General features: G+C 59.3%; 11 protein-coding genes and 1 pseudogene. 3 read left to right on the forward strand and 9 right to left on the reverse strand.

What is annotated here, in order from left to right; all coding sequences use genetic code 11:
• Positions 1–4: 4 nt before the first annotated feature.
• The 8 genes and pseudogenes from ACUN0G_RS31870 to tssA all read right to left on the reverse strand — a co-directional run bounded on the left by ACUN0G_RS31870 (position 5) and on the right by tssA (position 10,859).
• Positions 5–1,537: a sigma-54 interaction domain-containing protein gene (locus ACUN0G_RS31870; protein WP_445575338.1), complete on the reverse strand. Its 1,533-nt coding sequence runs from the start codon at positions 1,535–1,537 to the stop codon at positions 5–7.
• Positions 1,537–4,101: a type VI secretion system ATPase TssH gene (tssH, locus tag ACUN0G_RS31875; RefSeq protein ID WP_445575623.1), complete on the reverse strand. Its 2,565-nt coding sequence runs from the start codon at positions 4,099–4,101 to the stop codon at positions 1,537–1,539. The genes ACUN0G_RS31870 and tssH overlap by 1 nt, the downstream gene beginning before the upstream one ends.
• Before the next feature lie 12 nt (positions 4,102–4,113).
• The gene (tssG, locus tag ACUN0G_RS31880) at positions 4,114–5,121 is read right to left on the reverse strand and encodes a type VI secretion system baseplate subunit TssG (protein ID WP_445575339.1); all 1,008 of its coding nucleotides are present in this window, start codon (positions 5,119–5,121) and stop codon (positions 4,114–4,116) included.
• Positions 5,085–6,860, reverse strand: coding sequence for a type VI secretion system baseplate subunit TssF (gene tssF / locus ACUN0G_RS31885; protein WP_445575340.1), 1,776 nt, complete (start codon positions 6,858–6,860; stop codon positions 5,085–5,087). The genes tssG and tssF overlap by 37 nt, the downstream gene beginning before the upstream one ends.
• Positions 6,850–7,275 carry a type VI secretion system baseplate subunit TssE gene (tssE, locus tag ACUN0G_RS31890; RefSeq protein WP_445575341.1) on the reverse strand — a complete coding sequence of 142 codons (426 nt, stop codon included), beginning with the start codon at positions 7,273–7,275 and terminating at the stop codon, positions 6,850–6,852. The genes tssF and tssE overlap by 11 nt, the downstream gene beginning before the upstream one ends.
• The gene (tssC, locus tag ACUN0G_RS31895; protein ID WP_445575342.1) at positions 7,272–8,747 is read right to left on the reverse strand and encodes a type VI secretion system contractile sheath large subunit; all 1,476 of its coding nucleotides are present in this window, start codon (positions 8,745–8,747) and stop codon (positions 7,272–7,274) included. The genes tssE and tssC overlap by 4 nt, the downstream gene beginning before the upstream one ends.
• Positions 8,744–9,272: pseudogene (gene tssB, locus ACUN0G_RS31900) on the reverse strand (type VI secretion system contractile sheath small subunit). The gene tssC and the pseudogene tssB overlap by 4 nt, the downstream one beginning before the upstream one ends.
• A gap of 33 nt (positions 9,273–9,305) precedes the next feature.
• Positions 9,306–10,859, reverse strand: a complete 1,554-nt coding sequence (gene tssA / locus ACUN0G_RS31905) for a type VI secretion system protein TssA (RefSeq protein WP_445575343.1) — start codon at positions 10,857–10,859, stop codon at positions 9,306–9,308.
• Positions 10,860–11,335: 476 nt separating this feature from the next.
• Here tssA and ACUN0G_RS31910 point away from each other — a divergent pair, with 476 nt between their 5' ends.
• Positions 11,336–11,851, forward strand: a complete 516-nt coding sequence (locus ACUN0G_RS31910; RefSeq protein ID WP_445575344.1) for an Hcp family type VI secretion system effector — start codon at positions 11,336–11,338, stop codon at positions 11,849–11,851.
• A 55-nt stretch (positions 11,852–11,906) separates the two neighbouring features.
• On the opposite strand, the gene ACUN0G_RS31915 is transcribed toward ACUN0G_RS31910, so the two are convergent.
• The gene (locus ACUN0G_RS31915) at positions 11,907–12,728 is read right to left on the reverse strand and encodes an aldo/keto reductase (protein WP_258345090.1); all 822 of its coding nucleotides are present in this window, start codon (positions 12,726–12,728) and stop codon (positions 11,907–11,909) included.
• A 108-nt stretch (positions 12,729–12,836) separates the two neighbouring features.
• On the opposite strand from ACUN0G_RS31915, the gene ACUN0G_RS31920 reads away from it, so the two are divergent.
• Together ACUN0G_RS31920 and ACUN0G_RS31925 are read left to right on the forward strand one after the other, a co-directional pair.
• Entirely contained in the window at positions 12,837–13,331 is a 495-nt protein-coding gene (locus ACUN0G_RS31920; protein WP_445575345.1) for a DUF1543 domain-containing protein, read from the forward strand.
• 104 nt (positions 13,332–13,435) lie between these two features.
• Positions 13,436–14,536 (forward strand): polyamine ABC transporter substrate-binding protein, encoded by a 1,101-nt coding sequence (locus ACUN0G_RS31925; RefSeq protein WP_445575346.1) that lies wholly within the window; start codon positions 13,436–13,438, stop codon positions 14,534–14,536.
• Positions 14,537–14,556 lie beyond the last annotated feature (20 nt).

Below are 14,556 nucleotides of genomic sequence, written 5' to 3' on the forward strand. Positions count from 1 at the left end.
CCATTCAGCACTCCCCCTTGACGTCGCCAAAGGGAATGTCCAGACGTGCAAGACGGTACTGCAGCGTTCGCCGCGCGAGTCCCAGCTCACGGGCCGTGCGTGTTCGATTGCCACGGTTTTTGCGCAGGCAGTCGATCAGCACAACCCGTTCGACCCGCTCCATGCGCTGGCGTAGCGTCGCGTCAACAGCCGGTGCAGTCAGGCTTGACGACAGCGACAAGTGCGGGGGCAGGATGACTTCGTCGTCGCATAGCAGCACCGCCCGCTCCACCATGCATTTGAGTTCGCGCACATTGCCGGGGAAGCTATGGCTGGACAGATGATCCAGCGCCGCACTCGACCAGCCCACCGGCGCCCGCCCCAGCATTGCGCAGGCCTTGTCGGCGAAATGCCGTGCCAGTTGCAACACATCACCGTCCCGTTGGCGTAGCGCCGGCAACTCGATGGGAAACTGCGCCAACCGGTAATAAAGATCTTCGCGGAAGCTGCCTTCGGCCACCATGCCGGTGAGGTCCCGGTGAGTCGCCGCGAGGATCCGTACATCGACCTTATGGGCCGTATTGGCACCCAGCGGGCGAATTTCGCCTTCCTGTAGCACCCGCAGTAATTTGGCTTGCAGTGACAGCGGCATGTCACCGATTTCGTCGAGCAGCAGCGTGCCGCCATGGGCGGTGTCAAACAGACCGGCGTAATCTCTTTCGGCCCCGGTGAACGCGCCTTTGCGGTAACCGAACAGTTCACTTTCGAGCAAGCCTTCGGGAAACGCAGCGCAGTTTTGCACCACAAATGCCTTGTTGCTGCGCGGCCCGGCAGCATGAATGGCCCGTGCGACCACTTCTTTACCCGTGCCGGTCTCGCCCCGGAGCAATACGGTGTAGGGGCTATGCACCACCTTGCCGATCAGGCGGCACGTCTCGTCCATCGCGGTGCTGTTTCCTATCAAGCCATAGGCGCTGGCACCCGGGGTGCTGCGAGCCACTTTCAACGCACTTGGAGCCCGGCGCATTCGACGCAACATGGCCAACTGACTCACGGCAAAACGGCCCAATTGGCCCAGTGAGGCGCCGTAGCCCGCCAGTTCTGTCCTGTACTGGCTGGCACACAACAACATCGCGCATACCTGCGGATGCTGCCCAAGCAGTGGCACGCACAGCAGTGATTGCCAGGGTGATGCGACTGCCGGCAGAAACCCTGTGTCATACAGGCTGCTACGCAGCTCAGTAAGGCTGAGTACACGGCTCTGTTCCAGAACGTATTGCAACAGTTGCTCGTTCTTGAAGTCCGCTCCCGGGTTCGCGACGTCACCGGGCGGCAACACACCCGGCAGGTACTGGGCAACCAGATCCAGGCGGCCGGTGGTTTGATCGAGCAGGTACAACTGGCTCAGTTCACACCCGCTCAACTGTGCGGCGCCTGCTGCAAAGTCCTCGGCCAATGTCGATTCGTCGCTATCGATACCTAATCGGGTAAACCATCCCAGCAAGGCATCGGCGTAATCCAGCGGGTTTGGCAACCGAGTAAACAGATTGTCCGCCATCAGCTGAACTCGCAGAGGAGAGTGCTGTTGGAATCAAGGCTGACATGGACACACTGCAGAGACTTGCCAACGGCCATAGCATCCAGCAATTGATCCACCACCTGCGGCAGCAGATTTGCCTCGATCCATTGATCGATAAACCGCGCACCACTCTCACCGTGGCTACAGCGCTCGGCCATGTGTTCGACCAGTTCCTCTGCGTGACTGAACGCCAGCTTGCGCTGAAGCAGGCGCGTCCCCAGACGCTGAAGTTTGTTCTCGATCAGTTGGTGCAGCACCACGCCCGCTATCGGGTAGTACGGAACCACGCGCATACGGGCCAGCAATGCCGGTTTGAAATGAGCAGTCAGCACCGGCCGAATAGCGGCGTGCAGCACCTCGACATCCGGTCGCTGTCCGTCGGCGCAAAGCTCAGTGATACGTTGGCCGCCCAGATTGGAAGTCATCAGGATCAGGGTGTTGCGAAAATCGATTTCACGCCCTTCGCCGTCATTGGCTACGCCTTTGTCGAACACTTGGTAAAACAGGTTCAAGACATCCGGGTCGGCCTTCTCGACCTCGTCGAGCAGCACCACCGAGTAGGGCTTCTGTCGCACGGCCTCCGTCAGTACGCCGCCCTCTCCATAGCCGACGTAGCCGGGCGGTGCTCCGATCAATCGGGACAGGGAATGTTTCTCCTGGTACTCAGACATATTGATCGTGGTAACAAACCGCGCACCGCCGTATAACAAGTCAGCCAGGGCGTGGGCCGTTTCTGTCTTGCCAACGCCGCTGGGGCCCACCAACAGGAATACACCTACGGGAGCATTCGGCTGGTTCACGCCGGCCGCGACGGCGCGCAGGCAGCGATCCAGAGCCTGCACGGCGCACTCCTGACCGAGGATGCGGCGGCGCAAATCCTCGGCAAAGTTCAAGACCTTCGCGCTGTGCTCACGGGCCAGTTGCTCCAGCGGAATACCGGTCCAGGCACTGACCACCTGCGCCACCAACCGTGGGCACACTTCAAAGCTGGCCAGGCGCTGTTCGTGTTGTATCGCCTGCAATGCTTGATGGTTTTCGGCAAGCAGCCGTTCAAGGGCTTCAATGTTTTCGCCGCTGTTACGGGCTTCGACCCGTTGCTGACGTAGCGAGATCACCTTCTCCGCCAGGTCGCGTTGGTGGGTCCAGCGTTGCTCAAGCTCTGACTGTGCGACCTCCACTTCTTCCAGTCTCTGTGTGAGTTGCTGCAATGCCGGTTCATCGGTAACCAACCCCGCGTCGGCGTCCCGGCGCACAGCGAGCTGCTGACGCATTCCCTCGGCCAGCTCGGCGCGCAACCGTTGCAGTTCATCCGGAGCCGCGACCAGACTGACGCGCACCCGGGCACACGCGGTGTCCAATACGTCCACGGCCTTGTCAGGCAACTGGCGGCCCGCCAGATAGCGAGCACTCAGGTGTGCGGCGGCGACCACCGCATCATCCCGCACGTAGACGCCGTGACTGGCCTCATACACCGGGGCCAACCCACGTAAAATCGTCACCGCCTCCTCTACTGTCGGCTCGCGCACCAGCACCGGCTGGAAACGCCGCGCCAACGCAGAGTCTTTCTCGAAGTATTGCTTGTACTCGGACCAGGTCGTGGCGGCGATGGTACGCAATTCACCGCGAGCAAGAGCCGGCTTGAGCAGGTTCGCAGCATCGGAACTGCCGGCCTGGCCGCCTGCGCCAACCAGGGTGTGGGCCTCGTCGATAAACAGGATGATCGGTTGAAGCGATGCGTTGACCTCGTCGATCAAGCCTTTCAAGCGGCGCTCGAACTCGCCCTTGATACTGGCACCGGCTTGCAGCAAGCCCATATCCAGGGTCAGCAGGCGTACGTCCCTGAGCACCTCTGGCACTTGCGCGCTCACGATTTTCAGGGCCAGACCCTCGACGATCGCGGTTTTTCCGACTCCCGCCTCGCCCACCAGAATCGGGTTGTTCTTGCGCCGCCGCGCAAGGGTATCGATCATTTGCCGGATTTCGTTATCGCGACAGAGTACGGGGTCGAGTTTTCCATCACGAGCCTGGCGCGTCAGATCATGGGTAAAGCGCTCCAGCAATGAACTGCCCCCTTCAGGTGGAAGCGTCCGAGGGTTTTCGCTCAAAAGAAAACCGAGCACGCGCTGTGCATCAAGCTTGCTCAACACCGCCTGATAACGGCTACCCGCGTGCTGCAACGGGTTGCGCAACAAGGCGAGCAACAAGGCACCGTGTTCCACTTCGCTTCGCCCCAGCTCCAGATGGGCGACCAGTAATGCTTGTTGCAACCACTGCACCAAACCGGGTGAAAACACCGGATTACGCGAGGCGCTCCGGTCGGTCCGGGGTTGCAGCACCGCATGCAGTTCGCCGACATCCACACCCGCATCCTGCAGCGCACGCATCAGCACACCCTCGGGATACTCCAGGAACGTCAACAGCAGGTCCTCCACCAAGACCTCGCTGCCGCCGCGCGTGACACACCGTTCGGCGCAGCGCTCCAAGTCGCACCGGGTGGGCGCGGTCAATGCCTGGATAAGTTGTTGCAGGTCCACATTCATCATATTCATCAATCCCTAATGAGTTTTACTGGCCAAGGTGACCACGCCGTCGGCTCGCTCATGCCCCAGCCAACTGGTCCAGCCCAAGCGGCAGACATTGCACTCACCAATGTGCAACGGCCGAACCTCTCCCTCTGCCAACACCAATCGCACGTCGTATGCCAAGGGGTCTCTGACGGCGAAACGCACCAGTGCGCACAACGGCTCATAACCCGCTCCGGTGGGCAAAAAATCATGAAACCGCTCCCAGCCAAGTGCCAGCACATGGACCCTGAACATCCCGCTGCGGTCGAGAACTCGGTCACCCAGCACCAGGTCAGAACCCAGCGTGCTATAGCTGCGACCCAGGTCATTACGCTGCTCCTGGTCAATCACCACCGTGCGCTTGACCCATTGCTCGATGACCAGCCGACTGTGCTTGAAGTAATAACGCAGCACGGTCTCGATCAGTGCGGCGGAGTGCGCACGCAGACTGAGCAGTCCCAGGTAGGGCAACAGACGCTTCCAGTTCAGTTGGGCGCTGCTGCGAATCGCGCTGCCACCCAGGCCTACCAACGCGAACATCTGCTCGGAAAATGGATCGCAGGCGCCCGTTTGAAAGCTCGCCTGATAACGGTATTTTCGCCAGATCGGCACCAGCAACCGGTGCAGGCGATGGTGAAAAAGATCCAGGAAATCACGCGTTGAATTACCGCCTGCCACTTCGGCAAAAGCTTGCTCGCCATAGAACGCCGGCAGCGGTGAGCCTGTACCAAACAGCCCCAGCACATTGAGACGAAGGCGTGCCCGCAACTGGCCGTGCTCGATAAAAAACTCCACCCGGTCAATGTCGTTGCCGGGAAACCCAAAGCCTGGATTGGCCTGGTACTCCAACTGGTCGTGCAGCGCCTCCTCGTCAAGGGAGGGGTGCGCTTCGCGCAAACGCTCGATGATCTGCGCGACCGCCTGAAACACCGAGTACTCGCGAATCACGCGGGACAGCGCGGTTAAAGCAGGGGCTGCTGGCCCATCCGGGGTGGCCATAGATACACGTCTCCTTGTGTGCTGATGACTCGCAGTTCGTGGTACGAGTTGAGGCTGGCGTAAAGCGCGAAAAACTCATTGAGCACCGAAGCAAAGACAAACACGTCGCCCTCCCCCAGGTAGCCTTCTGGATTGATGGTGAGATCAACCCGCAAGCCGCGAAATGGCAGGCCTTGGTGCAATCGGTCCACCGGCTGGTGACTGATCGACTGGAGTGCGCCCAGCCTTCTCCGGCTGACCTTCTCCACCTGGCGGTCGTGATAACGCGGCAGGTCGTAGGTTTCGAGGATCACTCTCAAGGCGTTGATATCGGTCAATGACAAATAGTTGAGCGACATATTGCTGATCAGTCGCCACAGGAAGTCGCTGTCCAGAGGGGGCGCAAAACTGGGTGTTGCCGCTGTGAGGTTGCGAAACGAAAGAAACTCGGGCGTCTGTTCGCAGGCCTGGTTGATATCTCCCACCTGCAGCAGGCGTGGCAGGTTGTGGTTGGTGCAGGTCAGCTCGACCGACAGGGTTTCCTGATCATGCCCCTGGCGTTGATCGAAACTCAGCCAGGTGTCCATTCCGGTATGTTGCAGTGATGGTCGCAGGCGAACGCCATAACTGGGCGACCCGCTGCCAAGATCATGTTCAAACGACTCGAACGGGACATATTCCTGGTAACCCAGGCCACCCGGCCGCCATCCTGTGACTTTGTCGACGGAGAATATGCCGCAGTTACCCCGGGTGTATTCGCCCGGCAACAGCAGGTATTCGTCCTGCCTGCCGTCCAGGCGTATTGGCACGCTATCGTGCTTGAACAGATTGACGATGGGCGTGCAATACAACTTCACGTTGTCCAGGGTCGGGGTCAGTCGCTCAAGGCCGCGACCACGCATGTTGAAGCGCAGCGCCAGGCCATGTACCTGCTTGAGCAGGTCAAAGGGCAACCCGTTGAGCACGTCGAGACCACCCACATCGACAAACAGGTATTTTTCGGGAAAGGCGAAATACTCCTGCAAATGGCGATAGCCGCGAAAGGTATTCAACGGATAAGGAATCAGTGCCTCTTCCTCGGAAAAGCCCACTGGACTGATCTCGCTACTGGACAGACGCAATGAGACAGCCAAGCCGTCAGCGCCGATAACCGGCTGCCCATTCCCGCCCAAAGGCAGTAACTCGAACCCGTCCAAGTGACGCAAAAGGCCAAGGTAGAGCGCCTGGCTGACGGGTTGCTCTCCCGCAAAATGCAGACGCAGGCAGCCCAGCGCCAACTCACTGAAGTTGCCCTCGGCGGTCATTTCGAGACGCAGGCACAGCAAAGCATCCTCGCCCTGTGCCGAGTACTCCAAGGCGACCAGTTGCAGTGGTAAAACCTGTGTCGGGTAACAGGTACGAAAACGGCAACGTTCACCGTTGATCGCAATGCTTTCCACCGGTGTATCCCGCTCGACCCTGATGGCAGGCCCGGATCGCTTGAGCGGGTCAAACTGCAGCATGCTGAACGCCGGCAGCGGTCGCATGTAGTTGGGCCACAGCAAATGCATCAACGAGTGACTCAATTCCGGCAGTTGGTCATCGAGCTTCTGACGCAAGCGCCCGGTGAGGAACGCAAAACCCTCCAGCAACCGTTCCACATCCGGGTCATTGCCGGCGTCTCCAAGAAACGGTGCGAGTGCCGGGTTACGCTCACAGAAGCGCCGTCCCAACTGCCGCAACGCACTCAGCTCGCCCTGGTAATAGCGGTTAAACGACATCCGGTTTGACCTCAACCTGTACGCCGGGAGCCAGGCTTGAGCAGAAGGCGACCGTTTGCGTCTGGCCATCGACCTCCATTGCACCCTCGATGGAAAACGCCAGGGCCAACGGGTCACGGTCCTGAGGTATCGCCCTGACACATACATCCTTCAGACGTGGTTCATAGGCCTGGATGGAGCGCTCAATCAGGAAACGGGCCTGGCTCAACGCGTCATGCAGACTGAGCCGCATGTCATTCAGATCAGGCAACCCGTAGTCGGGTAGCGTCTGTACGCTGCCCACACGGGTGCTGAGCATTTTCGCCAGATGGTTCGCCACGGACTCCACGATGCAGCCCTGCGGGCTGCGTCCCACGCCGGAATCCAGACGTTCGAAAAGGCTGCGGTTTTGGGTAATCACGTGGCTGCGACTCATTCTTTATCGAGCTTGCCGACGAGAGACAGTGTGAAGTCCGCTCCCATGTACTTGAAGTGCGGGCGAACGCTCAGGTTGACGCGATACCAGCCGGGCTCCCCGTCGACGTCGCTGACCACGATGCGTGCTGCCCGGAGCGGGCGTCGTCCACGCACTTCGGCGCTGGGGTTATCCTGATCGGCAATGTATTGGCGAATCCACTTGTTGAGTTCCAGTTCGAGGTCGGTGCGCTCCTTCGACGATCCCAGCTGTTCGCGCTGCAGCACCTTGAGGTAGTGAGCCAGACGATTGACGATCATCATGTAGGGCAGCTGAGTGCCGAGCCGGTAGTTCAGCTCCGCGACCTTGCCCTCGGCGCTGATCCCAAAGGACTTGGGTTTCTGCACCGAGCTGGCGGAAAAGAACGCTGCATTGTCGCTGCCCTTGCGCATGGTCAAGGCGATGAAGCCCTCTTGCGCCAGCTCGTATTCCCGCCGGTCGGATACCAGCACCTCGGTGGGAATCTTGGTTTCGATCTCGCCCATGCTGTGAAAGTGATGCAGCGGCAAGTCCTCCACCGCGCCACCGCTTTGCGGGCCGATAATGTTCGGGCACCAGCGAAACCGGGCGAAGCTGTCCGTCAGGCGGGTGGCAAAGGCATACGCCGTGTTGCCCCACAGATAGTGCTCGTGGCTGTTGGCTACATTTTCCAGGTAGGCGAAGGTCTTGACCGGACAATCAATGGGATCGTAAGGCGTACGCAGCAGAAAACGCGGCACGGTGAGACCGATGTATCGGGCATCTTCGCTCTGGCGAAAGCTCTGCCATTTGGCAAACTGCGGCCCTTCGAAGTGGTCTTTCAGGTCCTTGAGGTCAGGTAGGCCGGTGAAGCTCTCAAGGCCAAAGAAACCTGGGCCAGCCGCCGCGATAAAGGGTGCATGGGCCATGCAGGCCACATTGGAAACGTACTGCATCAACCTGACGTCGGGCGCACTGGGGGAAAGGAAATAATTGGCGATGACTGCGCCGACGGGCTGACCGCCGAACTGACCGTATTCAGCACTGTAAATATGCTTGTAGAGCCCGGACTGGGTAACCTCCGGCGAATCCTCGAAGTCATCCAGCAGGTCCTGGCGAGAGACGCTCAGCAGTTCGATCTTGATGTTTTCACGAAAATCGGTTCGATCAACCAACAACTGCAGGCCGCGCCATGATGACTCCAATGACTGGAAATCGGGATGGTGGAGGATTTCATCCATTTGCTGGCTGAGTCTTGCGTCAATCTGCGCAATCATCCGGTCAACCAGGCGCTTCTTGACCGGCTCGCCCCTGTTCTGCGGTTTGATCAGCTCCTCGATAAATGCCGAGACCCCGCGCTTTGCGATGCCATAGGCCTCGTCGTCGGCGCTGAGACGGGTCTGGGCAATGATGTTGTCGAGAATGCTGCATTCATCCATTGCGCGAGCATGCAACGGGCTTTGGCTGGTAGTCATAGTGTCAGTGTCCTTTTACTGAGGGAGTCATGCGGCGGAGCTGCCCAGCCCCAATTCAGCCAATACCCGGGTGCGGGACTCGTCATCGGCCAGCGCATTTTCAATCGCCTTTCGAAAGCTTGGCGTGTTGCCCAGCGGGCCCTTGAGCGCCACGAGTGCATCACGCAGCTCCATGAGTTTTTTCAGCTCGGGTATTTGCTCAACCAGGTGTGCCGGATTGAAGTCCTTCATCGAATTGATCCTGACCTGGATCGCCAGCTCATCCAGCTCGGCAGAGTCCTGGAGCCGATTGGGGACGCTCAGGGTCAGGCTCAAGGCTTGCTTGGCCAACACCTCGTCAAAGGTGTTCTTGTCGACCCCGACGGGCTTGCGGTCTTCGAGTTGGCGCGGGTCTTCACGCTGGGTGAAGTCGCCAAGTACCAGCAGTTTCAACGGCAGCTCCAGCTCTTCCTGCGCAGTGCCGACGGCGGGTTTGAACGTGATATTGATGCGTTCCTTGGGCGCTACCGAACCTTCTTTCGCCATGGTATTTCTCCTTTTTTCGGGTGGCTCGAAAGCCTATTCAAGTACCGCTTCAAGATCGAAGTGGCACAGCCTGCGATGGACATCTTCCTTGCGCTCACGCACAGAATGGCTTTGCGGCAACACGTCACAACAGCCATGCAGGAGTTGCAGCACCTCAACCGCCAATTCAGGCTCCCAGCGCTGCAAGCCTGACTGCTGCAGTTCGTGATCCAGGTGGTCAAGCTGGACTTTGGCAAGGTCATGCTTGCCCGCCAGCACAGACAACCTGGCGAGGCCCAGCCGCCAATGAAATCGGGCACGCTCACCTGTGGCGGTCTGCATGCTTTGCTTGAGAGATTGAACGGCCGCCTTGAATCCGTCCTTGCGCAGCACGGGCACGACGTCGTGCAACGCTTTGTCCCAAGGCGCAGCCTGGGCATCAAGTGCCGACCGGGCTGGCACCGGAATTTGCAAATGGCGGACAACCTGAGTGTTGATCCAGCCCCGGGTAACGGAGTCAGCGAATGGCGTTCCATCGTGAAAGCGCAACTGCACGAGCCCAGGCAAACGCTGGAGCAACAAGGCGAAATGCACTTCCAGCTCGGTCATGGCCAAATCGGCCTGAAGTGTCTGCAGGCACTCCCATACCCTGTACAAGCCGTCAAACCAGAAAGGTGCGCAGGCCAGGCTGGCCTCAAGTTCCAACAACAGGTCGGCGTGTTGCCCTTGGGCAAAGCGCTCCTGGTAGCGCTTGAGCTTGTCCGGCGCCGGGCCCCGCAAAGGCGTGACCTGTTCGTTGTCACAGTCCGGGAGGCTGGTGATCGTCAGCCAGGTCAACGTTCGGTTCAGACGCAGCGCGCGCAGATCAGTGGCATTCTGGCGCTGCCACCAGGCAGACAAAGGCCGGGCATTCTCCTGCAGCGCACGCAGCAGCTTATGGGCGTCCTTTTCGTTATCCACCACAGGCTCGGGGGCCAGCTGTTGAGTCGCCACCGGCCTGACTTGGTCGCTTACCCCTGCGATACCGCTTGGCGGGGAGTCGCTCACGGTGGCCTGCTGCAACCCGTCCGAGAGCCGCCTGCGAATCGGCAGTAACGATGGCGCCTCGTCGCCGAAATACTGGGTCAATAGTTCATCCAGCCGGGTCAGGTGTTCGAGCATGCAGTGGAACAGGGAGCGCTGCTCCTTGAACGGAAGATGTTGCCCAAGCGCCTGCTCGAGGCGCGGGGCCAGCCAGCCAAATGCGGCACTGCGGGTACGCAGTTTGCCCGGGTACACGACCGCCCAATGATGCTCACAGAGGTAGCGCAGCAATCCGAGGCCTGCGAGCAATCCGGGAAAGGACTCACGCTGATGCAATGCCCAGGTCAGCCAGACAGCAACCCGCAAGTCCTTGGACTGGTGGCGTAACAGAGCCTCGCCTTTTTCAACTACCCATTGCCAGTCAGGCTGGCTGTCACCGTGTATGGAATGCGCCTTGCCCAGTTCGGTTTCAAGTGCCTCATATTCAGTGGAGAAACGCATATCGGCGCCCGCATAACTCACTGTCGAGTTGGGTGCCTGCGCAAGTTTCAGGTAATAATCGGAAAGCCTGTCTGAATAAACCATTATTGGCTGCACTTAACTTCCTGGACATGTTCAGCTAACTAACGGCAATTTAAGCAAACGTTAGAACACTGATTTAAGTTCATCTTCCCGGCGGGAAGAGCACGAACCTTATCCATGCAAAAAGCTTTGTTCAAGCCACGAAACGGCTGTTAAGGAATTTCCTACAAAAATAAAAATTTCGCCGATGCGCAACAATTTGCGCAATCAGAACAACACGCATGCTTATGTTTAATGTAGACCCTGCGGATAAGCTACCTATCAGCACGCTGCAACTAACTGCACACCTCTGCGCAAACAAATACAAATAACTTCAGTTCCACACCGGCATCACCTGTTAAAAAACAAACCAATAAAACCTTAACCCCCCGATTTCATTAGCTCTTGAACTTTCCGGCACGCTTCTTGATATCGAGCATTACCCAGCCGGCAAATCAGCCGACTGGGGCGACCTCTTTTATCAGGCAAGGAAACCAGTTATGCCAACACCCGCGTATCTCTCCATCACCGGCACCAAGCAAGGCTTGATTACGGCAGGCACATTCACCCAGGACTCGGTCGGCAACATCTATCAGGAAGGCCACGAAAACCAGATTCTGGTGCAGGGGTTCCAGCATCAGGTGATCATTCCCCGTGATCCACAATCCGGCCAGCCCACCGGCCAGCGCGTGCACAAGCCCCTGATGATCAGCAAGGTATTCGATAAGTCTTCGCCACTGCTGTTCAACGCATTGACCTCCGGGGAAATGGTCAATTGCCGCCTTGAGTGGTACCGCACCTCTTCAGTCGGCACCCAGGAGCACTACTTCACCATCGAGCTGGAGGACGCGATTCTGGTGGACATCCAGTCACGGATGCCCAACTGCCAGGACCCGAACAATTCGCACTTCACACACCTGGAGGATGTGTATTTCGCTTACCGGAAAATCCTCTGGACCCATAAAGTATGCGGTACCTCGGGCTCTGATGACTGGCGCAGCCCGGTAGCCGGCTAAGCACCCAACGAAACAGAAACGGCAAAGCCATGGACGGCGCCGTTTCTGCCGGCTGCTAGACCATCGCCAACGGATGCTTGCGCTTCGGCGCACCAAACACCCGGTCAATCGCGTCCAGGTCGTGCTCATCCAGCACCAGCTTTGCCGCCGCGGCATTGAGCCGCACATGCTCGGGCGTCACAGCTTTGGGAATGGCGATCACACCGTCCTGGCGCAAGACCCAGGCCAGGGAAACCTGGGCGGGTGTGACCTCGTGTCGACGGGCAATTTGCTTGAGGGTCGGGCTGGCCAACAGCTCGCCACCCTGGGCGATGGGACAGTAGGCCATCAATGGCAAATTATGTTGCTGCCACCACGGCAGCAGGTCGAATTCGATACCGCGCTCTTCAATGTTGTAGAGCACCTGATTGGTGGCACAGACCGGGGACGCCAGTTCCTGCAGGTCGGCCACATCAAAGTTGGACACGCCCCAACGACCGATCTTGCCCGCCTCACGCAAGCGTTCGAAGGCTTCCACCGTTTCTTCGAGGGGGTATTGCCCACGCCAATGCAGCAGATACAGGTCGATGTAGTCGGTGCCCAGGCGCTGGAGGCTGGCCTCACATGCCTGTGGAACACCTTTACGGCTGGCATTGTGCGGGTACACCTTGCTGACCAGGAACACCTGGTCGCGTTTGCCGCGAATCGCTTCGCCGACGACCTCTTCGGCGCCGCCTTCGCCATACATTTCAGCGGTATCGATCAGGGTCATGCCCTCATCAATGCCCAGTTGCAACGCCGCCACTTCGGCGCTGCGTTGACCGGGGTTTTCGCCCATGCGCCAGGTCCCCTGGCCGATGACAGGGACGGGAACGCCGGCCAGATCAATGGTGCGCATGACAACCTCCTGATGAATTCGCGAATTAACAGTGTGGCACCGACTGGACAAAAGGGTTCAATCGAAGGAAGGTGGCCCTTTCCATCCCAGCCATAGAAAGGGCGCGCAATGCTGTTTGTGGTCATGCTTGGGGGCAAGCACCCCCGGGCGAAAATCGAAGTGCATGATGTGGTATTCGTCGTGGCCGAGACCCTGGAAGCCGCCTACCCGCAACTGCGCGAGGGCTGGTTTGGCAGCCAGAAAGGTGTGCATATCGATTCCTGGATGACGGTGGACGGCGTCGACGGCTGGAAAGTCCACCTCAGCCACCTGGCACCTAACGCCGGTGCGCCGCGCCTGTACTTCATCAACCTGGGCGGTTATGAATCGAACATCTTTGGCGAAGCCCACCACTACCTGCTGGTGGTTGCGCGCACGGCCAGGGAAGCCGCGGCCCAAGGCAAACGGCAGATGCTCACCCACTGGACCCAACCCCATACCGACGGCGTGCTGGATATCGACGACTGCCTGCCCATCGACCTGGTAGACGGACGCTATATCCACCTGGAACAGGGCGTTCACCGCCCGGTCGTCACGCGAAACGACTACATCGTACTGCCCTGACCGCCTCCTACCCGAACGGGGTATGGCGCCCCACCCGCCACCTGCCTGACAGTGCAATCAGCCCCTCGGCCTGACAACACGCACAATTTCAAGGTGGGTCCGCCATGCATAAAGCCGTTATCGCCCTGTTCAGCGCTGTCTTGCTTGCATCAACGCCCGTCAGCCAGGCCGCTGACGACCCGGGCAACACCTTGCGCATCTACAACTGGGCCGATTACATCGGGGAACACACCCTCGCCGACTTCGAGAAAGCCACCGGCATCAAGGTGATCTACGACACCTACGACTCCTACGAAACCGTGCAGGGCAAGCTGCTCTCCGGGCGCTCGGGTTATGACCTGGTGGTGCTCAACGCGTCCCTGGTGCCGCTGCTGATCAAGGCCAGGGCCTTCCAGCCCCTCAACAAAACGCTGTTGCCCGACTGGAACAACCTTGACCCTCAGGTGCTGAAAAGCCTGGAAACCCATGATCCGGGCGTGACCTATTCGGCGCCCTACACCTGGGGCAGCAACGGCGTGACCTACAACATCGACAAGATCAAGGAACGCATGCCGGATGCGCCTATCGGCTCCCTGGCGATGATCTTCGATCCCAAGATCGTTTCGCGCTTCGCCGACTGTGGCATCACCTTCATGGACTCCCCTACCGACATGATCCCGCTGGCCCTGACCTACCTCGGCCTGGACCCCAACAGTGTGGCGCCCAAAGACCTCAAGGCCGCCCAGGACGTGCTGATGGCGGTACGGCCGTACATCCGCAAATTCGACTCCAGCGGCTTTATCAACGGCCTGGCCAACGGCGAGCTGTGCATGGCCACGACCTGGTCCGGCGACTACGCCACGTCCCAGGCCCGGGCGGCGGAAGCCGGGGCCAAGGTCAACCTGGGTTACTTCATCCCCAAGGAAGGCTCGCTGATCTGGTTCGATAACTTCTATATCCCGGCCGACGCCCCGCACGTGGCGAATGCCCACAAGTTCATCGAGTTCCTCCTGCAACCCGAGGTTATCGCCGGCGTCAGCAACACCATTCACTACGCCAACAGCAACCTGGCGTCCAAGCCCTTTGTAAATGCGGACATACGCGACAACCCGGCCATCTACCCGGACGCGGCGACGATGCAGCGCTTGTTCACCCAGAAAAGCCAGTCCCAAGCCGCCGTGCGCCTGATCACCCGTACCTGGAACGCCGTGAAGACCGGCAAGTGAAACCCAGCCATTGAAGGTAA

Source organism: Pseudomonas sp. 32A, assembly GCF_052682255.1.